Genomic DNA, 23,129 nt, shown 5'->3' on the forward strand with positions numbered 1-23,129 from the left:
GCCCTCAACTAAGCCTGGGCCTTCGATCTCACCCGGGCCCGGGGTGTGGCCGGACGGTCGCTCGTGACCCGGCGGCCGATCTTGGCCGGTCGAGATTTCGAGGCCGGCTGCCGAGGGAGACGGCGAGCGCTCGCGGGTGGCCTGGTCCGGCCAGATCAGCGGTGGGACACGGTCGTCCGAATCGTGCAGGCCCAACTCTCCGCAGGCGCGGGAACAGCCGTGCGACCGGCACAGTTTCCGCGCATGGCGCCGTAATAGACCCCACCGCCGATGGCGTTCATGTTCACAACGAAATTCTTCTCTGCCCGCCCAATAATTACGTGCTTTTGTGCGGTCGCGCATAGCGGCAACTTCAGTTCTGGTGAAGAACTCCAGCTGCCTCATGAATAAATTATCCCGCACCCGGACGACCATTCGCCAACAGATGATCATGCCAATACCGGGAATTCGATGACCGCCGCCGAGCAAGTAGCCAGGGGCGCCGCGATCATGGTGAGATAGGTTCAACGGCATGGCGGACAAGACGCAGCGCTCCGTGGCCCTGCAGCGCACCGGCCTCGGCCAGTACGAGGTAAGCAACACCCGCGGCGGCACGATAACGATCGGCACCGGCGACGGCAGCGACTTCACCCCGGTCGAGCTGCTGCTCGCGGCGCTCGGTGGCTGCACCGGCGCCGATGTCGACTACATCACCAGTAAGCGCGCGGAGCCGGACAGCTTCTCCGTCCACGTCACCGGCGACAAAATCCGCGACGAGACCGCCGGCAATCGGCTGATCAACCTGGCCATCGAGCTAGGCATCACGTTCCCGGAAGGCGCCGCCGGCGACGCGGCCCGGCAGGCGCTGCCGCGCGCGGTGCAAATGTCGCACGACCGGCTCTGCACCGTCTCGCGAACGGTCGAGCTCGGCACTCCGGTCAACACCCACACCGCACCGCCGCCAACCGACTGAGCGGCCGGGCCGTGGCGTTTCGTGACGCTTGTGCCGCCCGTGGTGCGCCATGACCAAAGTCGGCGATCACAGCGGCCAGGAAATAGCTTGCGGCGTGGGGAGCGAGCCGGGCCCAGGAAACGCCCTTCGAACATGATCGTCCGTTCGTTGCGACGACGGCAAAGTAAGCGCTGAGGCTGATCCGCTGCTGCCATGGCAGCCGCACTATCTCCACGCCCAGCAGCCGTCCCTCGATGTCGAATTCGAGAACGATATCGCCGCGGCCCGGGTGCTCTACGACGAGATTCTCGACGGCCGATCCATCGGGCATGTCCTCTTCGATGGCGATGTGGGCGACGTTCGCCTCGCTGTCGTACTTGAACCGCATGAGGCATGTCCCGCCGCCTTGGCGATATTCCGTTGGAACATGGCACCCGCGCCCATGTCGACGGCTCCGCAGCGCTCCTAGGTTCAAGGCGCACCGTCCCGTCGGCGAGATGATGAGTGGACATGTTGCGTTACGTCGTACCGGTAGTCATTGGGCTCATCTGGGCCGGAGCCTGCTCGCTCATTCCCGAGCCGCATCGCCGCCGATTCAACGCGGTTGTCGTCGGGGGTGCCGGAGCCGCGTACATCAGTGGTGGCAGTTTTGGTCTGGGCGAGCTCGCCTTCACCGCGCTGATGACCGCCGTCGCCTACATCGGACTGCGATCGTGGGCTTTCATCGGTATCGGCTGGCTCCTGCACACCGTCTGGGACGTCCTGCATCACCGGCGTGGCGACCCGTTGATCCCGTCAGTGCACGACTCGTCATTCGGATGCGCCATCTGTGACCCGGTGATCGCCCTCTGGTGTTTCACCGGCGGGCGATCTCCGAAGGCCCTCCTAGCCTTTCAAAAGGCGGGTGAGTGACCAGCGGCGGGCCAGGGTGGTCACGGCGGCGAAGCCGGCGATCGACAGTGCGATCTCGATCAGGACGATGGAGATCGCGGTGCTGTAGCCGGTCGCGCGGGCGAACAGCATGAGAAGCGGGACCATGACGATCGCGCTCAGCGGGACCAGCACGGTGATCGCCGCCGCGGTGCGGCCGATGGCGGGGACGTGGCGGAGCAGGATCAGTACGCCGATGACCGCGCCGGCCAGGGCGACCAGCCCGATGCCGCCGTAGTAGATGCCGGCCGCGACCGCCACGGGCGCGTTGAAGTCGCCCGGCAGGTTGAACAGCCGCACCAGGATCATGTAGAGCCCGGCCACGACGAGCACCCCGACAAGCACTCCGACCACCGCACCGGCCAGCGCGGTCGCGGCGATCTGGCCGTAGCGCGCCGGCACATGCCGCACCCCGGACTCCTCGACCAGCCGGCGGGCGAAGACGGTGACGTCACCGTCGATCAGCTGGTCGGCGGGCACGCCGTCGGCCACCGCGGCTTCGAGGTCGAGCCGCAGGTCGGCGGCGAGTGCCTGACGGTCCCGCGCGGGCACGCCCAGCCGGCGCCACTCCTGGCCGGCGGCGGTGATGGCCTCGTCGATGGTCATTGCTGGCTCCTCGCCTCGCTGGGAACGCCGCCGGCCAGCACGCTGCCCACGACGTCGACGAATTCGTTCCATTGCGCGGTCCAATCGGTGAGCCGCGCATGCCCGGCGTCGGAGACCGCGTAGACCTTGCGGGCCGGGCCGTGCGGGCTGTCCTGCACTTCCTGGGCGACCAGGCCGAGCCGCCGCATGCGGGTCAGCAGCGGATAGATCGTGCCGTAACCGACCGACGGAAAGCCCGCCTCGCCGACCCGCTGCACCAGCTCATAGCCGTGGGCCGGCCGCTCCGAGAGCAGCGCCAGCAGGCACATGTCGAGCGCACCGCGCAGCAGCTGAGCCTGCCGGTCCGCCTCCCCGCCGTCTATCATGTGACACATAATAGTCGCGCTATTAGGCGCCGCACAATACCGGCCCTAGCCCGCCGGCCGTTCGGGCTGAGGCTGACGCAGACCCGAGATCAAAAGCGTGACGATCCGGCGTACGTCGTAATTGGGGTCCTGGACAGCCCAGGCGACCAGGTCGCCGACGGCCCGGATCAGCTCATAGGCCCGGATGTCCGCCACCACCTCGCCGGATTCGGTGGCCGCGGCCAGCAGATCGGACAGGACCGGGACCAGGCGATCGAGGAAGAGTTGATGCAGCGCGGTGTAACCGGCGGCGTCGCCCTGCCACACCTTGGCCACGCCGTGCTTGGTGGCGAGGAAGTCGACGAAGAGGTGGACCCAGTCGAGCAGCGCGGCGAACGGCGACGGCGCCGCGGCCAGCAGGGCGGGGCCGGCTTCCGCACACGCGTCGATCTGATGCCGGTAGACCGCGACCATCAGGTCCGCCCGGGTCGGGAAGTGCCGGTAGAGAGTGCCCATGCCCACCCCGGCGGCCGCGGCCACCTCGCGGACCGTGGCACCGACCCCGGAGGTGGCGAACACCCTGGCGGCGGCGTCCAGCAGCGCCCGCTCGTTCCGCTCGACGTCCGCCCGGCGCTTCGGCTCCATCCGGGGATTGTGCCACGTCACAGTCAAAAACGGAGCAAGGCTCCGATCCGCCCTTGAAAAACGGAACAGCGCTCCGTACGTTGAAGTGGAGCACCGCTCCGAATCCCTGAGGACACCCCATGCCTGATCAGATCCTGTCCCTCAAGCCCGTTGTCCTGGCCGTGCCCGGCCGTGGTGACGACCTCCAGGTCCGCGTCTCCGCCCCGGCGGCCGGCTCCGGTCTGCCGGTCATCGTCTTCGCGCACGGCTACGGCCAGGCGATGGACTCCTACGATCCGCTCGTCGACCACTGGGCGGCGAACGGTTTCGTCGTCGTCCAGCCGACCTTCCTCGATTCCGCGACGCTCGGCCTCACCCCCGCCGACCCGCGTTACCCCACCATCTGGCGGACCCGGATCGACGACCTCGAGCGCGTCATTGAGGACCTCGGCACGATCGTCGCCGCGGTGCCTGGGCTGGCCGGCCGGGTCGACCCGGAACGCCTCGCGGTCGCCGGCCACTCCTGGGGCGGCCAGTCCGTCGGCATGCTGCTCGGCGCCCGCGTCATCGGCCCGGACGGGCAGCCCGGCGAGGACCGCACCGACCACCGGGTGAAGGCCGGCGTCCTGCTGGCCACGACCGGGCTCGGCGGGGACGATCTCGTCCCGTTCGCGAAGGAGAACTTCGCGTTCATGAGCCCGGACTTCACCCAGCTGAAGACGCCGACCCTGGTCATCGCGGGCGACGACGACCAGTCGGCGCTCTCCACCCGCGGCCCGGACTGGTTCACCGACGTCTACCGGCTCAGCCCCGGCGCGCGGAGCCTGGTCACGGTGTTCGGCGGCCGGCACTCGCTCGGCGGCATCCACGCCTATCAGGCCGCCGACACCACCGACGAGAGCCCGGAGCGCGTCGACCTGGTCCGCCGCACCTCGACGGCGTTCCTGCGGACGGAGCTCGGCATCGACACCACCGCGTGGGACGCCGCGATCGCCACCGCCGGAGCGGCCGGCCGCATCGACTCAGGGAAGCAATGACGCTGACACCCTTATCGGACGAGGCCGATGTCGTACGCGAAAATGACGGCGTGCACGCGGTTACGCAGGTTCAGTTTGGCCAGGACGCTGCCGACGTGCGTCTTGACCGTCGCGTCCGACACCACCAGTTGGTCGGCGATCTCGGCGTTGGACAATCCGGCCGCCACCGCCCGCAGCACCTCCCGCTCGCGCGGGGTGAGCTGGTCGAGAGCCGCGCGCACATGCTCGGTGGACGGGCCCGGCAGGTGGGCGGCGTGGACGTCGAGCAGGCGCCGGGTGATACGCGGTGAGACGACCGCGTCGCCGTCGGCCACCGCGCGGATGGCCCGGGCCAGCTCGTCGACCGGCACGTCCTTGAGGACGAACCCGCTGGCGCCGGCCCGCAGTGCCGCGAAGGCGTACTCGTCGAGGTCGAAGGTGGTCAGGATGAGCACGCGGGCGGCCGGCTCGCGGGCCACGATCCGGCGGGTGGCCTCGATCCCGTCGACGCCGGGCATCCGGACGTCCATGAGCGTCACGTCCGGGCGTAGTTCGGCGGCCAGCCGGACCGCCTCGGCGCCGTCCGGGGCCTCGCCGACGATGTCGATGTCGTCGGTCTCCTCGAGAATCATCCGGAAACCGGTCCTGATCAGGGCCTGGTCGTCGGCCAGGAGCAGGCGGATCGTCATCGGGCGGTCCCGCCCGCCACGGCCTCGACCGGCAGGGCCAGGTCGGCGCGGACGCGCCATCCGCCGCTGGGATCCGGTCCGGCGCTGACCGTGCCGGCGTAGACCGCGGCCCGTTCGCGCATGCCGGCCAGCCCGTGCCCGGTGTTCGGGCGGCCCACCGCGGGAGCCCCGTCGTCATGCACCTCGACGGTCACCGAGCCGGGCCGGTGGGCGATGGCGACACCGACCCGGCGGGGGCCGATCGCGTGCTTGAGCGTGTTGGTCAGGGCTTCCTGCACGATGCGGTAGACCGCCAACTCGGCGCCCGGCGGCATGGCGGTGGGCACGCCGGTGACGGCCGATGTGACGGTCAGGCCGGTCGACCGAACCTGATCGAGCAGGTCGTCGAGCTGCGCGAGGCCGGGCTGCGGCCGGCGGTCGGCCAGGGCCTCCTCGGTGTGCAGCACGCCGAGCAGCCGGCGCATCTCGCCGAGGGCCTGGCGCCCGGTGACCGCCACCTGGCGCATCGCCTCGCCGGCCCGGTGCGGTTCGGCCGCCTGCTTGCGGACGGCCCCCTCGGACAGCGTCACCATGACCGACAGGCTGTGGGCGACCACGTCGTGCATCTCCCGGGCGATGCGGGCCCGCTCGGCGGCCGCGGCGATCATGGCCTGCTGGGCCGCCCGCTGGGTGAGGGCGTGCAGGGCACTGCGCCTGTACCGCACGCTGAGCCCCAGCGTCAGGACGGCGACCACCGGAGCGGACAGCAGCACGAACGTCCCGGCCCACGAGGCGGTCCCGGCCCACAGCCCGGTCTCCGGCCGGCGGACGGCGACCAGCAGAGCACCCACCTCGATCACGCCGGCCGCGACGATCGCCACCCGCATCGGACAACGGCTCGCCACGGTGTAGAGGTAGATCAACAGGGTCAGGTCGGCCGCCACCTGCACCCCGGCCAGCCAATGAGCCAGCGCGACGGCCGCCGCGAAGGCGAACGTCGTGACCGGGAATCGGCGGCGCCAGCTCAGCGGGACCACCAGCAGGGCGCTGAACAGCACCAACAGGCCGAACTGCGGGTCCGGGTGGGTGGCGTGATAGTAGATCTGAGGCAGCGTCCCGGCCGCGGCGACCACCGCCAGCACCACATCGGCCGCCAGGGGGTGCCGGCCGATCATCGCGGCGGCCCGGCTCGCGGCCCGGCTCGGCGCGGTGGGGCGCGGACCGTCCGACAACCAGGCGTGCCACCACGCCAGCACGTGCCGAAGCGTCATGTGGGCCAGCCTAGGTAACCGGCCGCCGGAATCCGTCCGACCCCGGGCTGAACTTCGTCTCCCCCTTTATGAGGAGACTCCGCCGCAGGAGACCATCCCGAGGCCCGAGGTTTTCCCGATCCGCTTTCCGTACGTTCGTATTCATGCCATTCACCGCGAACGCCGCCTATGATCGGGTCCTGGCCGACGATCGGAATTACCACATCGTATTCCTCGTCGTAGGCGGCCTTTTCACACTCCTTCTGCTGCTCCTCTGCGTATTTTCCTGGAAGCGATTCAAACGGGCTCCTCGCCGCACCTTCGAGCGGCGCACCTATCTCTCCTTCGGAACGGCAAGCCTGTTTCTGCTGCTGTTTATGGCCGTCGCCCTCTGGGCCAATGTGACCAGCGTCGCCAACCCTCGTAAGACGCTTTCCGGAACGACCTTCTCCCCGCTCGGCGAGGCCTGGATCCGGGCCGGCAGCGCTCAGATCTCACCGCAGCTCCAGCTGGCGATCGACGACCGTCTCGCGTGGCAGCGACCGAAGGCCGTCATCTGCGCTGTTCTGCTCGTGGCATTCGTGACGCTCACCGGGTATCTCTGGCGAACGCTCATCCGCCGGTCCACCACCGGCCGACCGGTCCGGCTGATGCTGTGCGCCGGTGTCCTGTCGGCCGTCGCCAGTCTGCTGCTGATGCTGATGGTCATCGGCAACACGGAAGGCGCACTGGCACCCCTGACTCTGACCGTGATCTACGGTTGAATCATCGGAATGAGCCGCCTCTATCCCGAGATCGAACCATTCGCGCACGGCATGCTCGACGTCGGCGACGGGCACTCCGTCTACTGGGAGAGCTGCGGCAACCCGCTCGGCAAACCGGCGCTGGTGCTGCATGGTGGCCCCGGCTCGGGAGCCGGTGCCTTTTGGCGGCGGTTCTTCGACCCGGCGATCTACCGGGTGGTCCTGTTCGACCAGCGCGGCTGCGAGCGCAGCACGCCCGACGCGGGCGACGTGCGCACCGACCTGTCGACCAACACGATGCCGCATCTGCTGGCCGACATCGAAAAGTTGCGCACTCACCTGGAGATCGACCGCTGGTTGCTGCTCGGCGGGTCGTGGGGCAGCGCGCTCGGCCTCGGCTACGCCCAGCGGCACCCCGACCGGGTGAGCGAGGTGGTGCTGTTCAGCGTCGTCACGAGCACCCCGGCCGAGCATCGCTGGCTCACCCGCGACCTCGGGCGGATCTTCCCCGAGCAGTGGGAACGGTTCCGCGACGCGGTGCCGGCGGCGGACCGCGACGGCAACCTGCCGGCCGCCTACGCCCGGCTGCTGGCCGACCCCGACGAGACCGTACGGGACCGGGCCGCGCGAGCCTGGTGCGCCTGGGAGGACGCGCTGGTCTCCAACGTGCCGGGCAGCCGGCCCGACCCCCGGTACGAGGACCCGGCGTTCCGGATGACCTTCACCCGCCTGGTCACCCACTACTGGGCGCACGACGGCTGGTTCGCCGACGGCGAGCTGATGGCGGGCGCACACCGGCTCGCCGGCATTCCCGGCGTGCTCGTGCACGGCCGGCTGGACCTCGGCAGCCCCGCCGACATCCCGTGGCGGCTCGCCCAGCTCTGGCCCGGGGTGCGGTTGGAGCTGATCGACGAGGCCGGCCACGGTACCGCCCGCGGCGTCGGCGACGTGGTCATCGACGCCCTGGACCACTTCGGCGCTGCCTGACGGGGAGCGGATGGCCGACTTGCGTGCCGGTCTAGCATTCGCGGTATGTCCCGACTCCGCCCCGTCCTCGCGCTGTCCGCCGTTCTGTTCGTGCTGGTCGCGTGCACCCCTGACAAGGCCACGACCAGCGGAAGTACGGCGCCGGCGGCGAACCTGCCGGCGGGCGACGCGCTGGTGAAGGAGTCCGCCACGGCGATGCGTGAGATCAGGACCGCGCAGTTCCTGATCACCGCCGAGGGCGAGGTCGCCGGGCTCAGCCTGCGCCGCGCCGAGGGCACGCTGACCAAGGAGGGCAGCGCGAAGGGCACCGCGCAGGTCGAGCAGTCCGGCGCGGCCGTCGAGCTGGAGTTCGTGATCGTCGGCGACAAGCTCTACCTGAAGGGACCGACCGGCGGTTACCAGGCGCTGCCGCTCACCCTCGCCGCCAACGTCTACGACCCGTCGGCGATCCTCGACCCCGAGCGTGGCATCGCCAAGGTGCTCGGCTCGGCCACCGGCGCCACCACCGAGGCGTCCGAACAGGTCGACGGCAAGGACGCCTGGCGCGTCGCGGTGACCACGACCGGCACCGACCTGGCCGGGCTGATCCCCGGCCTGACCGGCAGCATCCCGGCGAAACTGTGGATCGCCGATGCCGACAAGCGCCTGCTCAAGGCCGCCTTCACGCTGTCCGGCGGCACGGCCACGGTGACGTTCAAGGAGTTCGACGCACCGGTGACGATCAGTGCGCCCTAGCGCCACGGCCGCCGCGCCGGCCTCGGCCCGGCGGCGCCTGGCGATCAGCGTCGGTGGCGCCACCGTCCTGCTTGCGGCGCTTGACGCGTACGTCGTGGTGACCGTTCTGACCGACATCCTGGCCGACGTGCACATCCCGCTCAACCGGCTCGAGCGCGCCACCCCGATCGTGACCGGCTATCTGCTCGGTTACGTGGCCGGCATGCCGCTGCTCGGTTCGCTCTCCGATCGGTTCGGCCGCCGTACGGTCATCGTGGTCTGCCTGGGCGGCTTCGCCGCGGGTTCGGCGATGACGGCCGGCTCGGGTGAGTCGATCCACTGGCTGGTGGTCGGCCGCGGGTTGCAGGGGCTGGTCGGCGGCGCGCTGCTGCCGGTGACGATGGCCCTGGCCGGCGACCTCTGGACGGCGCAGCACCGCCGCGCGGTCGTCCTCGGCGCGGTCGGCGCCGCGCAGGAGTTGGGCAGCGTGCTCGGCCCGATCTACGGCGGTGCGGTGGCCGCGCTGATCGGCTGGCGGGGCATCTTCTGGATCAACATTCCGCTGGCCGCGCTGGCCGCCGTCGCCGTGCTGTTCGCGCTCCCCCGGGAAACCGCCGCCCGACCGCACCGGCCCGGCGTCGACGTCCTCGGCGGCATCCTGCTCGCCACCGGTCTGGCCCTGCTGGTAGTCGGCCTCTACAACCCGGATCCGGCACGCGCGGTGCTGCCGACGTGGGGCCCCTCGACCCTCGGCGCGGCGGTAGCCGTACTCGTAATTTTTGGTTTGTGGGAAAGCCGGTCCCGCACCAAGCTGTTCGACCCGGCGGGCGTACGCATGGTGCCTTTCGTCGCCGCGCTCGGCGCGAGTTTCTGCACCGGCGCGGCCCTGATGGTGACGCTCGTCGACGTCCAGCTGGTCGCGCAGACACTGCTCGGCCGGGACGCGTTCGGCGGCACGCTGCTGCTCACCCGCTTCCTGATCGCCCTGCCGGTCGGCGCCGTGCTCGGCGGCGCGGTGCTCGCCCGCCTGGGCGAGCGTCTGGTCACCCTGATCGGCCTGCTGACGGCCGCTTGCGGGTACGGGCTGATCGCCTACTGGCCGGCCGACGTGCTCGCGGCCCGCTACGCCGGAATCCTGCCCCGCCTCGACACCGACCTGGCGATAGCCGGCCTCGGCCTGGGCCTGGTCATCGCACCGCTGGCCGCGGCGGTGCTGCGCGTGACGCCCCCCGACCGGCACGGCGTGGCCTCGGCGGCCGCGGTCGTCGCCCGGATGGTCGGCATGCTGCTGGGCGTCGCCGCGCTGACCGCGTGGGGCCTGCACCGCTTCCAGGCACTGACCGCAACCCTGAACACCCCGCTGCCGTTCGGCGTGGACCCGGCCGAATACCGCGACCGGCTGGCCGTCTACGAGGTGGCGCTGAAGGCCGCCCTGCAAACCGAATACCGAGAGATCTTCCTGGTCACGGCCGCCCTCTGCGCAGTGGGCGCCCTGCTCGGCCTGCTGCTGGGCGGCCGGCCCACCACCAACCCCGTCTAGCATCGCCGGCATGGCAACGCGGCTGGTGCAGATCAACATGAAGGCCAGGGACGACGCAGCGCTGGGCGCTTTCCGGGCGGAGGCGCTCGGCTGGGCAATCTCCAACGAAGGACCGGGCGTGCGGCCGAGGCGACCAGACTGCAGACGCTCGGCGCCACCACGGTCGACCTGCGCCGGGCCGACATCCCGTGGACGGTCCTGGCCGACCCGGAAGGCAACGAGTTCTGCCTGCTGACCCCAGCCTGACTAGAGCCGCGACGAAATTCGCGGATCGTCCTCAGGCAGCTCATGCACCCGGCCGTTCTTGTCGACGACCATCACGACCCGAACCACCCGAGCCTTCAGCGCCCGCGCGGCCAAGCCCACCGCACCCACCATCCCCGCCGCCACGCCGATCATGGCCGGAGACAACATGTCCGCACTCAATGCCATAGCCGCGGTCCTCCCGTGAGCCGGTTACCCAAACAACGCTACCCGCTCGCCAGGACCCACTCGCCGACCGAGTTGTCCGGTTATGCGAGGTGTGTCGACTCGGGTCCGTAACGCGAACGGTGTTTCTGGCATCAGGCAGTAGCGGTCGCCCGTCCGGCCGGTCAGCTCCAAGCCCCGCTCCCGGGCCTCGGCCACCAACGCCCCAGCTCGGTCAGCGGTTCTCAGGTGGTGACGAAGTTGGCCATCATGGCCATGTCTTCGTGTTCGAGATTGTGGCAGTGGACGACGTATTTGCCGGGATATCCGTCGAACCTGATGAGGATTTCGGCTTGTTCGCCGGGGCGTAGGTCGATGGTGTCTTTCCAGCCGGTGTCGTAAGGGCCGGGTCCTTCGCTGCCGCGGGCGAGGACTTGGAAAGGGCTCAGATGGATGTGTACGGGGTGGTGGAAGTCGGAGTGCAGTTACCAGATCTCGGTGGTGCCGAGTCTGACGTGGGCGGCGATGGTGTCGGGGTCGAACGCCATGTGGGAGATGAGCCAGCCGTCGTGGTTGTTCACGTCACCGATGCGGAAGTCGAATTTGCGGGTGGTGACGGCGTCGCGTTCGTGCAGCTCGGTGATGGTGGAGAGTTCGGCGGGGACGGTGAACGGTTCGGGCCCGCTGTCGGCAACGACAAACTGCATGACCTGGCCCATTGCTCCGGTGTCGAAGCCGTTGGCCATGGTGATGCGCGTGCCCGGCGGGTAGGTCGAGAAGTCGATGAGGACGTCGAAGCGTTGCGCGGGCGCGAGTTCGAGATGGTCGTGTGGTACAGGCGGCAAGCAAGCCGCCGTCCGTGCCGATCTGCACGATGCCGGGCGAGGGTGGCGGGTCGAGGTGTAGCGATAGACGGCGGGCGTTGCAGGCATTGAGCAGTCGTAGCCGGTAGGTGGCGCGCTCGACGGTGGTGACGGGCCAGGGGACGCCGTTGACCAGCATCACGTCGCCCAGCACTCCGGCGACGTAATCGCCGGTGACGCCAGGCTCATTGATCAGGGTGAGATCGGTGCTGGGTAGAGCAGGGCGCCGTCGGTGTCGAAACTGCGGTCGGTGATCATCAGCGGCAGCGCCGGGCAGCTGCAGGGCGGCCTCCTGGTCGTCGTGGTGCAGGTGGAAGCCGGCGAGGCCGCGCCACACGCTGGGGCCGGTGAAGTCCATGCGATGGTCGTGGTACCAAAGGGTGTGGCGGATCTTCACGGTGCGGCCGCGGGTGCTGCGAATTGTCGGGCCGGGGAAGCTGCCGTTGTATGTCCAGAGTGCTGTGGTCGGGCCGGGCCGGATCGTCGCGCGGCAGCAGCTGCCCGGTGGAGTGGGAGCCGCGGATCCCGGTGGCGAAGGGGACCACGATGCCGGCGGCGGCGCTGAGTCCGGCGGCGCCCAGCAGGGCGCGGCGGCTGAGGGTGCTCATCGGAGGCGCCTCCACGCGGTGATGGTCAAGGCGGTCAGCAGCATGATCACGGCGACGCCGAGCGGGATGTGGGCGGCCAGGTTCAGCGCGTAGCCGAGGTAGGTCTGCAGTGCGGTCAGCGCGAACAAGGCGATGGTGGCCGGGATGGGCCAGCGTGGCCCGCTGCCGGCCCGCCGCCACAGGAGTGCGGCGATGATGCCGGCCATGGTCGCAGCGACGACGTAGTTGGCCATGTCCCGATGCAGGCGCAGGGCGCCGTAGGTGCCGGCCAGGAACTGCCCGGCGAAGACCGCCTGGTTGAACGCCAGGACGGCTGCGCCGGTGGTGGTGAGCCGGAACAGCCTGATCGGCCACCGACGCCGCTGCCGCACGGGCGGTCGGTCGGGGCTGCCGGCTGCTGGGTCAGACTCACGACGCCTCGAACCCTTCGAAGTGGTGCGAACGGAAGACCTGCGCGGTGGCCAGCTTGTGCGCGGCGGCCCGATGTTCCTGGGTGGCGGGGTCGGCCGGCTCAGTTCGGTCGTTGCGGCGAATACGCTGGTCACGATCATCGACTGGCCGACCGATGCGTGGCCGGGCCCGACGGCGCTCATCGCTGCCGGGTCAGGGTGCGCCGGACGGCGACGACGGTGACTGCGACCAGCGTGGCGAAGATCGGTCCGGTCGCGGCGTGCGCCACCGCCAGGACCACCGTGTCACCGCGACCGTAGAAGATCACCTGCACGATGGCGTTGACCACGTTGATGCCGATCGCCGTGCCGGTAGCGATCAGGTGGACCCTCCGGAGACCGCGGTGGCGATACCAGTCGGCGGGGCCGCCGGTGACCCGATTGAGGATCAACCCGGTCAGCGGGCGCCGCGCGACGATCGTCGCCGCACAGATCAGGATCACGGCGAACGGGATCATCGCCGGCACCAGGAAGAACCCGCGGGCCTGCCCGGTGATGGCGGCGACGGCGGCGCAGACCGCCACCACCAGGACACCGACCAGGGACGAGCGCGGCGATTGCCGGCGCACCAGGTGGTAGCCCAGACCGGCCACCGCCGTCACCGCGGCCGCGATGATCGCCGGATACAGCGAAGCCACGGCGTTGCCCGCCACGAACACCAGGCTCGGAGCGGCCGCCAGCAGCACGCCGATCCACCGTCGCGGATCGCTCCAGGTCTGCCTGACCGCCGCCCAGCCGGTCTGCGGCCGAGCATGCGACGCTTCTTGACCGCCCGGCGGAACGGCGCGGGAAGACAGGGGTACATCCGATGCGAGAAGTGCTCCTCGGTCAGTCATGCGAGAAATGGTTTCACGCGAAACTGTCTCTTGCAAGTCTGTTTCTGGAGAGATAATATTGCGGCATGCCTACTGATACAGTGCCGTCCATGACGCAGTCGGCGGGGGAGACGCCCGACAATCCCCGCGACGGATCACCGTTCGCCCTGGGTCTGCTGCTGCGCCGGGCCCACGAGCACGTGGCTTCCGCGATGGATCAGGCGCTGGCCCCGTTCGGTCTCGAACGACGCCACTTGGTGGCGCTGATGCTGCTGAACGCTCACGGGCCTCTCACCCAGCGCGACCTGGTGGCCCGGACCGAGCACGACAAGGCGTCGATCGTGCGGATCGTCGACGACCTGGAGCGCCTCGACCTGGCCTCCCGCCAGCTGGTGCCCGGCGACCGCCGGCTTCGGGCGGTGACGTTGACCGAGCACGGCCGAGACGTGTTCACCCGCGCCTACGAGGCCGCCAAGCCCGCCGCTGCCGCTGCCACCTCATCGCTCACCACGCAGCAGGCCGAGCAGTTGCATCTGCTGCTGCGCCTGCTGGCCGAAAGCTGAGCGTCCCCTCCCCGGCGTTCGTAACATCCCGCTGACCGCGCCGAGCCGTGCCGGCCGCGGGTACCGCGCGCCCTCATCAGCTCTGGAAGGTCTTCTCATGCGTGTCCTGATCATCGGCGCCGGCCTCGGTGGCCTCACCTTGCTGCACGGCCTGCGCACCGCCGGCGTCGACGCCCACGTCTACGAACGCTCACCGCGTCACGGCGGCCAGCCCGCCAGTTACGGAATTCACCTCGACGCCGACGGCTTGCGCGCTCTGCACAACAGCCTGCCCGACGAGAACTTCAAACAGATCGACGCCGACGCCGTGACCGCCCCGATGATCATTCGCTTTCGCGACCCGCGTCACGGCATCCTGGCCACCGTCGACAAACGATTCCCCGAACACGCCACCGACCCGGTCACCAAACGCCGCGCCATCAGCCGCGGCAAACTCCGTGAGGCCCTCCTGCTCGGCACCGACACCACTACCGAGCCGATCACGCACTGGGAGAGAACCTTCGACCACTACGAACAGAACAGCACAGGTGTGCGCGCCTACTTCACCGACGGCACCCACGCCGACGGCGACCTCCTCGTCGGCGCCGACGGCAGCAACTCCCGCGTACGCCGCCAACGGCTACCCGAACTGCAACGCCACGACCTCGGCATCACCAACATCGCCGGCCGGACCCCCCTCACCCGTGAACTCGCCGCCGTCCTCCCGGCCGACCTGACCGACGGCGGCATCAACAACGTCGTACCCGCCGGCAAAGGATGGATGTTCCTGTCCACCTGGGCTACCGGCGACCCCGACAACACCGACCTCAGCAACGGTGCCGACCGCTACATCGTCTGGGCCTGGGCCGCCGCAACACCCTCCTACCCGGCCGACATCAACGACTACGACGGCAACCATCTCAAGAGTCTGGTCACCGACCGGGTCAGCACCTGGTCCGACCCGCTGCGCGCGATCGTCGCCGCCACCGACCCCGCGGCGGTCAACACCGTTCCACTACGCACCATGCCTCAACTGCCGCACTGGACACCCTCAACCGTCACCATGCTCGGCGACGCCATCCACAACATGACACCCATGGCCGGCATCGGCGCCAACACCGCGCTACGCGACGCCGACCAACTCCGCCAAGCCCTCAGCACCGACCACCGCACCCTCCCCGCCGTTGAGCGCTACGAGAACGCCATGCGCCAATACGCCAACGAGGCCCTCAGACTCTCCACCCGCAACGCCCGCAACGCCACGCTCGCTACCACCGCCAACCGAATGGCATTTCGCGCCCTGCTCCGCATCGGAAGCCGCCTACCGATCCTGCGGAACAAGATGTTCGGACCGACCATCCGTTGAAACCCCGGCAGGTCAGCAAGTCCTGAGCCGTAACAGGTACTCGAGCACCCTCGCCACGCAACCGGCATGATCTCAGAGGGCGTTCAGCGGCGTGTCCGGGCCGGCGGTCTCGATGGCGAACTCCAGCTCGTCGCGGACGTCCTCGACTCTGCCGTCGTGGCCCAGCACCTCGGGGACGTCGTTGCTGAGCTCCAGCTCTTCGAGCATGTCGTACGCCTCGCCCAGCGTGGCCGCGCCCCGCGCCTCCGCCCAGCGCAGGGTGTTCCGGGTTTCGCTCGTGGGGGTGAAGTCCCATGGGTCGCTCATAGGCCACATCTAAGCAGCATGGACATCGATGCCTGCCGATACAAGAATGGGAGCGCTCCCACATGCAAAGGAGAATCATGCGCCTCGTCGCCGCTCTCACCACCGCCCTGCTGCTCGGGATGGCCGGGCCGGCCGCCGCCACCACCACCCATCGCGACTCCTGCGCGGGTGACCTGCTCTTCTGCGAGAACTTCGAACGGCTGCCCACCGGCGGGCCCAGCACCTTGGACTGGGGTGTCGACACGCGGAACGGCACCCTCTCCGTCGAGCGCGCCCGCCGCGGCAAGGTCCTGCACCTGCACACGGTCGGCAACGGGCGTGCCTTCCTGCGGGTCGACGACTTCGCCGCGCCGGGCAACCGCTTCTACGGCCGGTTGCGGCTGCGCGTCGACGCCTTCCCCACCGCGCCGGACTGGGCGCACTTCACGCTGGTCGAGGCCACCGGCAGCGGCAGCGCCGAGGTCGTCCGGCCGATCGGCGGGCAGTACGCGCCGACCGTCCCGGGGACTTTCTGGGGTGTCGGGGCCGACGGCGGGCCGACCGGTGACTGGACGAACTGGCGGGAGTCCGCCCCGGTCACCGAGGACGCCTGGCAGTGCTTCGAGTGGGCGCTCGACCCGGCCGGCAACCGCGTCTCGGTGTGGATCGACGGGGTCGCCAACCCGGAGCTGACCGCCTCCACCACCGAGCACGGCGGCAACGCGGTGCCGTTCGTCCTGCCGGCCGTGGACACCGTGAAGATCGGCTGGCAGCTGTATCAGGCCGGCCCCACCCCGAGCCAGTTCGACCTCTGGATGGACGACATCGCGCTCTCCACCCACCGGTTGGGCTGCTAGGCCGGAGAGGCGGGGCTGACCTCGTCAGCCCCGCCCCCGGTCATGGCCGTGGCTTGAGCAGGGTGATGCGGGAGGCGCCCAGCTCGGTCACGTACAGGAAACCGGTGTTTTGATCCTCGGTGACGTCGAGCGGCTGGCTGAAGCCGGTCAGGCCGGTGATGCCGGTGGTCCGGTTGGTCAGCGCGCCGGACGCCGCGACGTCGAAGGTCTCGATGTCCTGGCCGGCCGAGTAGCGGACCACCAGCAGCTTGCCGTCCAATGCCCCGCCGCGGTATTCGATCGCGCCGTTGGCCGAGGCGTGCAGGCCCGCGTCGTAGGTGCCGGCCAGGTCGAAGTTGGCGTCCGGGAGCGTGCCGGCCGGGTAGGCGCTCACCTCGTACGGATCAATTCCGGTGGTTGGGTTTCCGCCGGCCAGGACCCACTCGCAGCGCGTCGGGTTGGGATGGCCGTAGTAGCGACCGGCCTTCACGTCGAAGACGTAGTCGGTCTCCGCGGTCGGCACGCCGGTCAGGCCCGGCGCCGCCGGTCCGGTCCAACCGCGGCGCGCGCACGCCGCCGGCAGCGAGGCCGGGGTGGCCGGGGTGTTGCCGCCCGCCGCCGAGCCGTTGGTCGGCGCATAGAGATGACCGTTGCGATGCCAGACCAGATCAAACGCATTGCGTACGCCGGTGGCGTACAACGTCAGCGGGGCGCTCCCGGCGTACGGGTCGTAGGTGCCGCCGTCCTCGGTCTTGACGTTCAGCGGCAGGGTGGCCGGCAACCGGGCCGGGTCGAGGCGCAGGACGGCCGCGCTGAGCAGCCGTTCCGGGCGGTTCCCCCAGGTGGAGTCGGCGCCGCCCATCGCGTTGTTGGCACCCTGCGAGAGGTAGAGCGCGCCGTCCGGGCCGAAGGCCAGCGAGTTGGTCTCGTGGTCCTTCACCGAGCGGGGCAGGTTCACCACCACCGAGGTGTACGTGTTCAGGTCGGGCCCGGACAGCCGCCCGATCCGGCCGGACCAGTCGGGTACGTCGAGCGGCCCGACGTACTCGTAGTTGTCGGTGATCCAGAGGATCGGCGCGGCCGCGGTCGACGCCGGGTCGAACGCCATGCCGATGACGGTGCGGGCCGGGGCGCCGGGCAGGCCGAGGGCGGTGGCGTCGGACCGTACGGTGTTGATGATCGTCGCGGTGCCGAGCGTGCCGTCGGTGTTGATCGGGAAGCGGAAGATCCGGCCGTCCAGGGTGCCCGCATAGAGCCGGCCGTCCGGTCCCTTGACCACGGTGGTGAACGACGCGCCGGTGGCCACACCGACCACCTTGTCGAACGCCGCCGGTCCCCCGGTGCCGCCGCCGCTGCCGGTGGTGAAGACCATCGAGTACGGCGCGAACGGCTTGTCGGTCACGTCGGTGACGCCGTCGGTCACGGTGAACCGGTACGCCGTGTTCGCGGCCAGGGCTGCGGTCGGGGAAAGGTTGATGACGTCCCCGCCGCCGCTGGTGATCACCGTGGCCGGGACCGCCGCGCCGGTGTCGAGCCGGGTCAGTGTGACCGTGGAGCCGGTGAGCGAGGCGGTCCGGACGCCGCCGTTCGGCAGGACCAGGTCCTCCACGATGCTCGTCGTCAGCGGTACGCCGGTGGCGCCGTTGGCCGGCGTGCTGGTGCGCACCGCCGGGATCGTGGCACCGCCGGGCACCTCGACGATGTCGGCGTACGCGAATTTGGTGTTGGTGCCGCCGGCCGGGCTGATCGTCAGCCGGCCGTCGGTCACCCGGACCGTGCGGGTGGCGGTGGCGAACCTGGTGGACGCGGTCGGCCGGAACGCGGCGATCGCGTTCTGATCCTCGATGCTGACCCAGTTGACACTGTCGACGGCGGTGCCCGCGTCCCCCACCGCGACCGTCACGGTGTAGAGACCGACCGGCACGGCGGCCTCCCAGCGGCCCGGGGTGACCACACCGGCCGACCCGGCCGGCAGTTGCGCGTGTATGAACGTGGCCAGCCGCGCGTCGGCCTGCCCGGCGGCCGGGTTGCGGTTGCGGCCGTTGCCGGTCAGGTCGACCGGGGTGCCCTCGCCGAGGTCCACCCAGCCGTAGCCGCGGGCGGCGGTGAAGGCCCCGCCGGAGTCGCGGACGTAACCGGCGGCCGGCGCGGTGGCCGCGTCGGAGAAGTCGACCTTCAGCGCGAAGTCGGCGGTGACCCGGCTGATCTCCACGTAGTTCAGCTTGGTGTTGGTGCCGCCGGCCGGGTCGACGGTGAGCCGCCCGTCGGTGACCGTGACGGTGACGGTGGCCGCTCGGTACTCGGCCGCGGCGGTGGACACGAAGCCGTCGATCGCCCGGATGCCCTCGACGTTGACCGTGTTCCGGCTGTCGTACGGCGCCTGGTCGCCGGCGGAGACCGTGACCTGGTAAGTCCCGGCGGCGACGGCGTACTCCCAGGCGCCCGCGGTCGGCACGCCGTTGGTGCCGCCGGTGTCGCCGTACTGAAGGTGGATCATCGTGTTGAGGCGCGGGTCGACGCCGGAGCGGGCCCGGTCGCGGGTGTTGCGGGTCAGGTCGAGCGGGGTGGCCGTGCCCAGTTGCACCCAGCCGGAGCCGCGAGCGTCGGAGAAGGCCGCGCCGGTGTCGGCGGTCCAGCCGCTCGGGACCGCGCTGGCGGCCGGCTGAAAGTTGACCTTGGCAAGGGCGGTGACCGCGGCGTGCGCGGGGCTGGGTAAGGCGAAGGGGAGCAGGAGGAGGACAAGGACCAACCACAGTCGACGGTGCATGGTGGACAACGTCGCACGCTGATCGAGGTCGGGGCAGTCACGTAGCCGACCCGCGCGACTACACGCTGTAGAGCAAATGGCCCGTCGGGCGACTTAAGGGATTCTTTATGGTCGTCGAGGTTTGTCGATGTCTACCGTTGGCGCCTGATCAGCCCGGTGGAAATCGCCCGCCGCCGGGCTCCGATCCTGCCTTCTCCCCACGGGGGCGGGGAACGGAGCACCACCGTGAAACGGAAGATTCCCCTGATCGTCGTGCTGGCGACCGCCACGGCAGGGTCGCTGACCATGGCCGTACTCTCCCACTCGGCCTCGGCCGAGCAGACGGCCGACCCGGTCGATCTGGCCCGGAGTACCGCCGCACGGGTCGTCGCGGGCCGGCCCCAGGTGCTGCACGCCGGTAAATACGACGCCTTCCAGCAGCAGGCGGTGGTGAGCTACAACAGCCTGAACTACGTGCCCTACGCCCGCACCTACAAGGGCGTGGCGGTCAAGGGCGGTGACTTCGTCGTGCAGACGGACGCCGCGGGGCAGGCGATCTGGACCTCGGTGGCGCAGTCGGCGCCGATCGGCGAACTGTCGGTGACCCCGAAGCTGACCGCCGCGAAGGCGACCCGGATCGCGAAGGCGCAGCTGACGACCGTGACCGAGGTCGAGGACACCACACTGGTGGTGGACGCGACCGGCGAGTCCGCGCGCCTGGCTTGGTCGGCCACCGTGGACGGCACCGGTGCCGACGGCCGCAGCCGGCTCACCGTGATCGTCGACGCCTTCACCGGCAAGGTCCTGGGCCGCACCGAGCACATCACCGAGGCCACCGCGTCCGGGCAGGGCGCCATCTACGGCGACGTGCGGTTCGAGAACACCCAGTCCGCACTGCAGGACCCGCGGATCTCCCGGCTGGTCTGCCAGGACGCGGCGAACAACCAGACGTTCACCAGCGCGGACAACACGTTCGGCAACGGCGACGGGACCGACCGGGAGACCGGCTGCGTCGACTCCTTCTTCGTGGCCCAGAAGCAGAACGAGATGCTGGCCCAGTGGCTCGACCGGGACGGCCAGGACGGCCGGGGCGGTTCCTTCCCGCTGCGGGTCGGCCTGCAGGACCAGAACGCGTTCTTCGACGGCCGCCAGGTGCAGATCGGCTTCAACACCCGGCGCGAGTTCCTCGGCTCGGCCGACGTGGTCGGCCACGAGCTGGGGCACGCCATCGACGCCACCACGCCCGGCGGCATCTCGGGCGGCAACACCTCGGAGTTCGTCGCGGACACCATCGGCGCGGCCACCGAGGCGTTCATCAACAGCCCGAACGACACACCCGACTTCACCGTCGGCGAGGAGGTCGACCTGGTCGGCGACGGGCCGATCCGCGACATGCGCGACCCGTCGTCGCTCGGCGCCGACAACTGCTTCTCCGCCCAGACCGAGCGGGACGAGGTGCACGCCGCGGCCGGGCCGGGCAACCACTGGTTCTTCCTGCTGTCCCAGGGCACCGGCGGCAATGGCCAGGGCGCGAGCCCGACCTGCAACAACAGCACGGTGACCGGCGTGGGCATCGAGAACGCCATCAAGATCATGTTCAACGCGATGCTGCTGAAGAACTCGAACTCGTCGTACCCCCAGTACCGGGTCCTGACGCTGCAGGCGGCCAAGACCCTCTTCGCGGGCAGCTGCGCCGAGTTCGACACGGTCAAGGCGGCCTGGGACGCGGTGTCGGTGCCGGCCCAGAACGGCGAGCCGGCCTGCTCCTAGGACCGGTGCAGGTTGCGGCGGAGGAAGTCGCGCCAGGTCTGCTCGAACGCGCGGGACAGCGCCGACGCCGGCGCGAAGCGGTCCCAGGCGTGGAAGGCGCGGGCGTACAGGTGCAGGTCGGCCGGTACGCCCGCCGCGTTCAGGCTGCGCGCGAACTCCATGCCCTCGTCCCGCAGCACGTCGAACTGGGCGACCGCGACGAAGGTGTCCGGCAGCCCGGCCAGATCGGTGGCGCGACCGGGCGCGGCGTACGGGTGCACGTCCTTGCCGACCCGGTCGCCCAGCACCGCGGCCCAGGCGAGCTGGATGTCCGGCCGGGCCAGGACCACCTCGGCGGTGATCTCGAAACTGGACGGCGTCTCGAGCCGGTCGTCCAGCATCGGATAGAGCAGGCCCAGCAGGCAGGGCCGCGGGTCGTTCCGGTCACGCACCATCAGCGCGGTGGCGGCGGCGGGCGCGCCACCGCCGCTGGCGCCGGCCAGGCCGATCCGGTCCGGGTCGATCCGGTACGCGCCGGCCCGCGCGACAAGATGGGTGTACGCGAGATAGCCGTCCTCGGCGGCACCGGGGGCCGGAGTCTCCGGGGCGAGCCGGTAGACGACCGCCGCCAGAACACAACCAAGATCAAGAGCCAGACCCGTGTGGTACGCGTCGTCAGCGCGCGCGTCCTCGCCGAGAACCTGAGCACCGGCGTGGAACCAGAGCAGGACCGGGAGCACCTGGGTGGCGCCGGCCGGCCGATAGAGAACCACCTCGAGCTCGGTCCCGTCCTCCCGGGGGATGTGCCGGGTCTCGATCTCGACCCGGGGATCCGGGGCACTGGTCGACACCGCCGCGCGCATCTGCGCGCGCAGCCCCGGGATGTCGGAGAGGTCGAGCAGGGTGCCGTTCGCGGCTTTCGGCACGGCCGCGAACGCGGCGGCGAGCTCCGGGTCGAGCCCATCGGTGATTCCTGGCATCGGATTTCCCTTCAGAAGAGGTGGGCCGGCCGCACGCCCGGCGTCAGTAACTGACGTTATTGTGTGTCAGTAACTGACGCAATGTTCCGTCAGTCACTGACAGTCATGATAGGCTCCGAACCGTGCCCCGGAGCGGAGAACAGGTCAGATTGCGCCTGCAGGAGGCCGCCCTCGAGCTGTACCTGGAGCGCGGCTACGACAAGACCACCACCGGCGACATCGCCGCCCGCGCCGGCGTCACCGAGCGCACGTTCTTCCGCCACTTCACCGACAAGCGCGAGGTCTTCTTCGACGGCCAGGCAGAGCTGATCGAGCTGCTGACCGGAGCCCTCGCCGCGGTGCCGGCCGGCACCAGGCCGCTGCCCGCCCTGCGCGCCGCCTTCCACCAGGCGGTGCCGCTGATCGAGCAGAACCTGCCGGTCACCGAGCGCCGCCACCCGGTGATCGCCGCGACGCCGGCACTGCGCGAGCGGGCACTGGCCAAGAACGCCGCGCTGATCGACGCGCTGACCGACGCACTGCGAGCCCGCGGCGTCACCGATCAGCTGGCGCCCCTGTGCGCCCAGATAGGCACAGACACGTACGCGGCCGCCATCCACCGCTGGGCCACCGACCGCACCGACGACCTGCACACCCACCTGGACAGGGCCTTCACCGACCTGAGATTGTCCGCAAACGCCCTGAAATAAGCGCGCCCACTCCCGCCGCCCAGGTCCAGCCCTTCATCTTCGCCGCCACGAAGACTGTCCGCGTGATCTCGGGCCGCCGCGTCCGGGAGGGCGTTTTGCAAGCTTCGGCCCTTCCACGCTGCTCGATACCGTTCCAAATGACGGGTCTCGCCGCCTCCGCCACAGAGCTTGTGGACTTGCTGCGCGGTCCGCACAGAAACTCCGCAAGGTCGGGCCGAGCCGAGGCGCCTTCGCCCGACCTATGCGGCATGTCCTGCCTTTCAGCCGAGGCGCAACTCATGATGTGGGAGCACTGTCCATGGGACAGGACCAGCCGCCGCGATGCGGGACGCCGGCCCAGGATCCGAGACCAGCGACCACTATCCGGAAGCCACAAGCATCCGGAAAGCCGCACGGACCCCGAAAGCCGCACGCACCTCGGAAGCCCGCACCCACCCCGA

27 protein-coding genes and 1 pseudogene are annotated in these 23,129 nt (G+C 70.1%); 13 read left to right on the top strand and 15 right to left on the bottom strand.

Annotated features, from left to right (window positions below; translation table 11 throughout):
• The first annotated feature begins 511 nt into the window (after window positions 1-511).
• Window positions 512-952 (top strand): OsmC family protein, encoded by a 441-nt coding sequence (locus Ato02nite_RS18550; RefSeq protein WP_213007807.1) that lies wholly within the window; start codon window positions 512-514, stop codon window positions 950-952.
• Here Ato02nite_RS18550 and Ato02nite_RS18555 read toward each other — a convergent pair.
• Entirely contained in the window at window positions 918-1,319 is a 402-nt protein-coding gene (locus tag Ato02nite_RS18555) for a DUF2283 domain-containing protein (protein ID WP_213007808.1), read from the bottom strand. The two genes, Ato02nite_RS18550 and Ato02nite_RS18555, sit on opposite strands and share 35 nt — an antisense overlap.
• Before the next feature lie 122 nt (window positions 1,320-1,441).
• Here Ato02nite_RS18555 and Ato02nite_RS18560 point away from each other — a divergent pair, with 122 nt between their 5' ends.
• A complete protein-coding gene (locus tag Ato02nite_RS18560; RefSeq protein ID WP_246607182.1) occupies window positions 1,442-1,843 on the top strand; it encodes a DUF6010 family protein in 402 nt (133 codons plus the stop codon).
• Here the strand turns inward: Ato02nite_RS18560 and Ato02nite_RS18565 are convergent.
• The 3 genes from Ato02nite_RS18565 to Ato02nite_RS18575 are packed head-to-tail and all read right to left on the bottom strand — an operon-like array spanning window position 1,817 to window position 3,456.
• Window positions 1,817-2,467: a hypothetical protein gene (locus Ato02nite_RS18565; RefSeq protein WP_213007809.1), complete on the bottom strand. Its 651-nt coding sequence runs from the start codon at window positions 2,465-2,467 to the stop codon at window positions 1,817-1,819. The two genes, Ato02nite_RS18560 and Ato02nite_RS18565, sit on opposite strands and share 27 nt — an antisense overlap.
• Window positions 2,464-2,832, bottom strand: a complete 369-nt coding sequence (locus Ato02nite_RS18570) for a PadR family transcriptional regulator (protein WP_213007810.1) — start codon at window positions 2,830-2,832, stop codon at window positions 2,464-2,466. Before Ato02nite_RS18570 ends, Ato02nite_RS18565 begins: the two co-directional genes overlap by 4 nt.
• 45 nt (window positions 2,833-2,877) lie before the next feature.
• Window positions 2,878-3,456 carry a TetR/AcrR family transcriptional regulator gene (locus Ato02nite_RS18575; protein WP_213007811.1) on the bottom strand — a complete coding sequence of 193 codons (579 nt, stop codon included), beginning with the start codon at window positions 3,454-3,456 and terminating at the stop codon, window positions 2,878-2,880.
• A 119-nt stretch (window positions 3,457-3,575) separates the two neighbouring features.
• On the opposite strand from Ato02nite_RS18575, the gene Ato02nite_RS18580 reads away from it, so the two are divergent.
• Window positions 3,576-4,472, top strand: coding sequence for an alpha/beta hydrolase family protein (locus Ato02nite_RS18580; protein WP_213007812.1), 897 nt, complete (start codon window positions 3,576-3,578; stop codon window positions 4,470-4,472).
• Between the two features lie 11 nt (window positions 4,473-4,483).
• Here the strand turns inward: Ato02nite_RS18580 and Ato02nite_RS18585 are convergent, their stop codons facing one another.
• Window positions 4,484-5,140, bottom strand: coding sequence for a response regulator (locus Ato02nite_RS18585; RefSeq protein ID WP_213007813.1), 657 nt, complete (start codon window positions 5,138-5,140; stop codon window positions 4,484-4,486).
• Window positions 5,137-6,390, bottom strand: a complete 1,254-nt coding sequence (locus Ato02nite_RS18590; RefSeq protein WP_213007814.1) for a sensor histidine kinase — start codon at window positions 6,388-6,390, stop codon at window positions 5,137-5,139. Before Ato02nite_RS18590 ends, Ato02nite_RS18585 begins: the two co-directional genes overlap by 4 nt.
• Before the next feature lie 143 nt (window positions 6,391-6,533).
• Between Ato02nite_RS18590 and Ato02nite_RS18595 the strand changes: the two genes are divergently transcribed.
• The 5 genes from Ato02nite_RS18595 to Ato02nite_RS52845 all read left to right on the top strand — a co-directional run bounded on the left by Ato02nite_RS18595 (window position 6,534) and on the right by Ato02nite_RS52845 (window position 10,599).
• Complete coding sequence (locus tag Ato02nite_RS18595) at window positions 6,534-7,133, top strand: hypothetical protein (RefSeq protein WP_213007815.1); 600 nt, start codon at window positions 6,534-6,536, stop codon at window positions 7,131-7,133.
• A 9-nt stretch (window positions 7,134-7,142) separates the two neighbouring features.
• Complete coding sequence (pip, locus tag Ato02nite_RS18600; protein WP_213007816.1) at window positions 7,143-8,099, top strand: prolyl aminopeptidase; 957 nt, start codon at window positions 7,143-7,145, stop codon at window positions 8,097-8,099.
• 45 nt (window positions 8,100-8,144) lie between these two features.
• On the top strand, window positions 8,145-8,834 hold the full coding sequence (locus Ato02nite_RS18605) for an LppX_LprAFG lipoprotein (RefSeq protein WP_213007817.1): 690 nt from the start codon (window positions 8,145-8,147) through the stop codon (window positions 8,832-8,834).
• Window positions 8,824-10,353: an MFS transporter gene (locus Ato02nite_RS18610; RefSeq protein WP_213007818.1), complete on the top strand. Its 1,530-nt coding sequence runs from the start codon at window positions 8,824-8,826 to the stop codon at window positions 10,351-10,353. The genes Ato02nite_RS18605 and Ato02nite_RS18610 overlap by 11 nt, the downstream gene beginning before the upstream one ends.
• Before the next feature lie 168 nt (window positions 10,354-10,521).
• Window positions 10,522-10,599 (top strand): hypothetical protein, encoded by a 78-nt coding sequence (locus Ato02nite_RS52845; protein WP_307853833.1) that lies wholly within the window; start codon window positions 10,522-10,524, stop codon window positions 10,597-10,599.
• Here the strand turns inward: Ato02nite_RS52845 and Ato02nite_RS18620 are convergent, their stop codons facing one another.
• The 6 genes and pseudogenes from Ato02nite_RS18620 to Ato02nite_RS18640 form a co-directional block, all read right to left on the bottom strand.
• Window positions 10,600-10,785: a hypothetical protein gene (locus Ato02nite_RS18620; RefSeq protein ID WP_213007819.1), complete on the bottom strand. Its 186-nt coding sequence runs from the start codon at window positions 10,783-10,785 to the stop codon at window positions 10,600-10,602.
• Window positions 10,786-11,006: 221 nt separating this feature from the next.
• The gene (locus tag Ato02nite_RS53015; protein WP_213007893.1) at window positions 11,007-11,246 is read right to left on the bottom strand and encodes a multicopper oxidase domain-containing protein; all 240 of its coding nucleotides are present in this window, start codon (window positions 11,244-11,246) and stop codon (window positions 11,007-11,009) included.
• The gene (locus tag Ato02nite_RS51660; RefSeq protein WP_246607183.1) at window positions 11,247-11,606 is read right to left on the bottom strand and encodes a cupredoxin domain-containing protein; all 360 of its coding nucleotides are present in this window, start codon (window positions 11,604-11,606) and stop codon (window positions 11,247-11,249) included.
• A 445-nt stretch (window positions 11,607-12,051) separates the two neighbouring features.
• Window positions 12,052-12,105 (bottom strand): annotated as a pseudogene (locus Ato02nite_RS53020) (hypothetical protein); the annotation flags it as partial.
• A gap of 123 nt (window positions 12,106-12,228) precedes the next feature.
• Window positions 12,229-12,603, bottom strand: coding sequence for a hypothetical protein (locus Ato02nite_RS18635; protein ID WP_213007820.1), 375 nt, complete (start codon window positions 12,601-12,603; stop codon window positions 12,229-12,231).
• A gap of 218 nt (window positions 12,604-12,821) precedes the next feature.
• Entirely contained in the window at window positions 12,822-13,517 is a 696-nt protein-coding gene (locus Ato02nite_RS18640; RefSeq protein WP_213007821.1) for a DUF3159 domain-containing protein, read from the bottom strand.
• 89 nt (window positions 13,518-13,606) lie between these two features.
• On the opposite strand from Ato02nite_RS18640, the gene Ato02nite_RS18645 reads away from it, so the two are divergent.
• On the top strand, window positions 13,607-14,059 hold the full coding sequence (locus Ato02nite_RS18645) for a MarR family winged helix-turn-helix transcriptional regulator (protein ID WP_213007822.1): 453 nt from the start codon (window positions 13,607-13,609) through the stop codon (window positions 14,057-14,059).
• Window positions 14,060-14,156: 97 nt separating this feature from the next.
• A complete protein-coding gene (locus tag Ato02nite_RS52525; protein WP_213007823.1) occupies window positions 14,157-15,404 on the top strand; it encodes an FAD-dependent oxidoreductase in 1,248 nt (415 codons plus the stop codon).
• A 72-nt stretch (window positions 15,405-15,476) separates the two neighbouring features.
• On the opposite strand, the gene Ato02nite_RS18655 is transcribed toward Ato02nite_RS52525, so the two are convergent.
• Window positions 15,477-15,710 (bottom strand): hypothetical protein, encoded by a 234-nt coding sequence (locus tag Ato02nite_RS18655; RefSeq protein WP_246607184.1) that lies wholly within the window; start codon window positions 15,708-15,710, stop codon window positions 15,477-15,479.
• A gap of 77 nt (window positions 15,711-15,787) precedes the next feature.
• On the opposite strand from Ato02nite_RS18655, the gene Ato02nite_RS18660 reads away from it, so the two are divergent.
• Entirely contained in the window at window positions 15,788-16,546 is a 759-nt protein-coding gene (locus Ato02nite_RS18660; RefSeq protein WP_213007825.1) for a hypothetical protein, read from the top strand.
• A 40-nt stretch (window positions 16,547-16,586) separates the two neighbouring features.
• On the opposite strand, the gene Ato02nite_RS18665 is transcribed toward Ato02nite_RS18660, so the two are convergent.
• Window positions 16,587-19,292, bottom strand: coding sequence for a PQQ-dependent sugar dehydrogenase (locus Ato02nite_RS18665; RefSeq protein ID WP_213007826.1), 2,706 nt, complete (start codon window positions 19,290-19,292; stop codon window positions 16,587-16,589).
• A 225-nt stretch (window positions 19,293-19,517) separates the two neighbouring features.
• Between Ato02nite_RS18665 and Ato02nite_RS18670 the strand changes: the two genes are divergently transcribed.
• Window positions 19,518-21,041 (top strand): M4 family metallopeptidase, encoded by a 1,524-nt coding sequence (locus Ato02nite_RS18670; RefSeq protein WP_246607187.1) that lies wholly within the window; start codon window positions 19,518-19,520, stop codon window positions 21,039-21,041.
• Here Ato02nite_RS18670 and Ato02nite_RS18675 read toward each other — a convergent pair.
• Window positions 21,038-22,000, bottom strand: a complete 963-nt coding sequence (locus Ato02nite_RS18675; protein WP_213007827.1) for an alpha/beta hydrolase fold domain-containing protein — start codon at window positions 21,998-22,000, stop codon at window positions 21,038-21,040. The two genes, Ato02nite_RS18670 and Ato02nite_RS18675, sit on opposite strands and share 4 nt — an antisense overlap.
• Before the next feature lie 122 nt (window positions 22,001-22,122).
• On the opposite strand from Ato02nite_RS18675, the gene Ato02nite_RS18680 reads away from it, so the two are divergent.
• Window positions 22,123-22,689 (top strand): TetR/AcrR family transcriptional regulator, encoded by a 567-nt coding sequence (locus tag Ato02nite_RS18680; RefSeq protein ID WP_213007828.1) that lies wholly within the window; start codon window positions 22,123-22,125, stop codon window positions 22,687-22,689.
• Window positions 22,690-23,129: the final 440 nt, after the last annotated feature.

Origin of the sequence: Paractinoplanes toevensis, assembly GCF_018332695.1 — a bacterium.
GTDB classification, from domain to species: domain Bacteria; phylum Actinomycetota; class Actinomycetes; order Mycobacteriales; family Micromonosporaceae; genus Actinoplanes; species Actinoplanes toevensis.

Coding starts and splice junctions, on each gene's coding strand:
- Ato02nite_RS18550 (WP_213007807.1), top strand. CDS start 512: ATGGCGGACAAGACGCAGCGCTCCGTGGCCCTGCAGCGCACCGGCCTC.
- Ato02nite_RS18555 (WP_213007808.1), bottom strand. CDS start 1,319: ATGCGGTTCAAGTACGACAGCGAGGCGAACGTCGCCCACATCGCCATC.
- Ato02nite_RS18560 (WP_246607182.1), top strand. CDS start 1,442: ATGTTGCGTTACGTCGTACCGGTAGTCATTGGGCTCATCTGGGCCGGA.
- Ato02nite_RS18565 (WP_213007809.1), bottom strand. CDS start 2,467: ATGACCATCGACGAGGCCATCACCGCCGCCGGCCAGGAGTGGCGCCGG.
- Ato02nite_RS18570 (WP_213007810.1), bottom strand. CDS start 2,832: ATGATAGACGGCGGGGAGGCGGACCGGCAGGCTCAGCTGCTGCGCGGT.
- Ato02nite_RS18575 (WP_213007811.1), bottom strand. CDS start 3,456: ATGGAGCCGAAGCGCCGGGCGGACGTCGAGCGGAACGAGCGGGCGCTG.
- Ato02nite_RS18580 (WP_213007812.1), top strand. CDS start 3,576: ATGCCTGATCAGATCCTGTCCCTCAAGCCCGTTGTCCTGGCCGTGCCC.
- Ato02nite_RS18585 (WP_213007813.1), bottom strand. CDS start 5,140: ATGACGATCCGCCTGCTCCTGGCCGACGACCAGGCCCTGATCAGGACC.
- Ato02nite_RS18590 (WP_213007814.1), bottom strand. CDS start 6,390: ATGACGCTTCGGCACGTGCTGGCGTGGTGGCACGCCTGGTTGTCGGAC.
- Ato02nite_RS18595 (WP_213007815.1), top strand. CDS start 6,534: ATGCCATTCACCGCGAACGCCGCCTATGATCGGGTCCTGGCCGACGAT.
- pip (WP_213007816.1), top strand. CDS start 7,143: ATGAGCCGCCTCTATCCCGAGATCGAACCATTCGCGCACGGCATGCTC.
- Ato02nite_RS18605 (WP_213007817.1), top strand. CDS start 8,145: ATGTCCCGACTCCGCCCCGTCCTCGCGCTGTCCGCCGTTCTGTTCGTG.
- Ato02nite_RS18620 (WP_213007819.1), bottom strand. CDS start 10,785: ATGGCATTGAGTGCGGACATGTTGTCTCCGGCCATGATCGGCGTGGCG.
- Ato02nite_RS18640 (WP_213007821.1), bottom strand. CDS start 13,517: ATGACTGACCGAGGAGCACTTCTCGCATCGGATGTACCCCTGTCTTCC.
- Ato02nite_RS18645 (WP_213007822.1), top strand. CDS start 13,607: ATGACGCAGTCGGCGGGGGAGACGCCCGACAATCCCCGCGACGGATCA.
- Ato02nite_RS52525 (WP_213007823.1), top strand. CDS start 14,157: ATGCGTGTCCTGATCATCGGCGCCGGCCTCGGTGGCCTCACCTTGCTG.
- Ato02nite_RS18655 (WP_246607184.1), bottom strand. CDS start 15,710: ATGAGCGACCCATGGGACTTCACCCCCACGAGCGAAACCCGGAACACC.
- Ato02nite_RS18660 (WP_213007825.1), top strand. CDS start 15,788: ATGCGCCTCGTCGCCGCTCTCACCACCGCCCTGCTGCTCGGGATGGCC.
- Ato02nite_RS18665 (WP_213007826.1), bottom strand. CDS start 19,292: ATGCACCGTCGACTGTGGTTGGTCCTTGTCCTCCTCCTGCTCCCCTTC.
- Ato02nite_RS18675 (WP_213007827.1), bottom strand. CDS start 22,000: ATGCCAGGAATCACCGATGGGCTCGACCCGGAGCTCGCCGCCGCGTTC.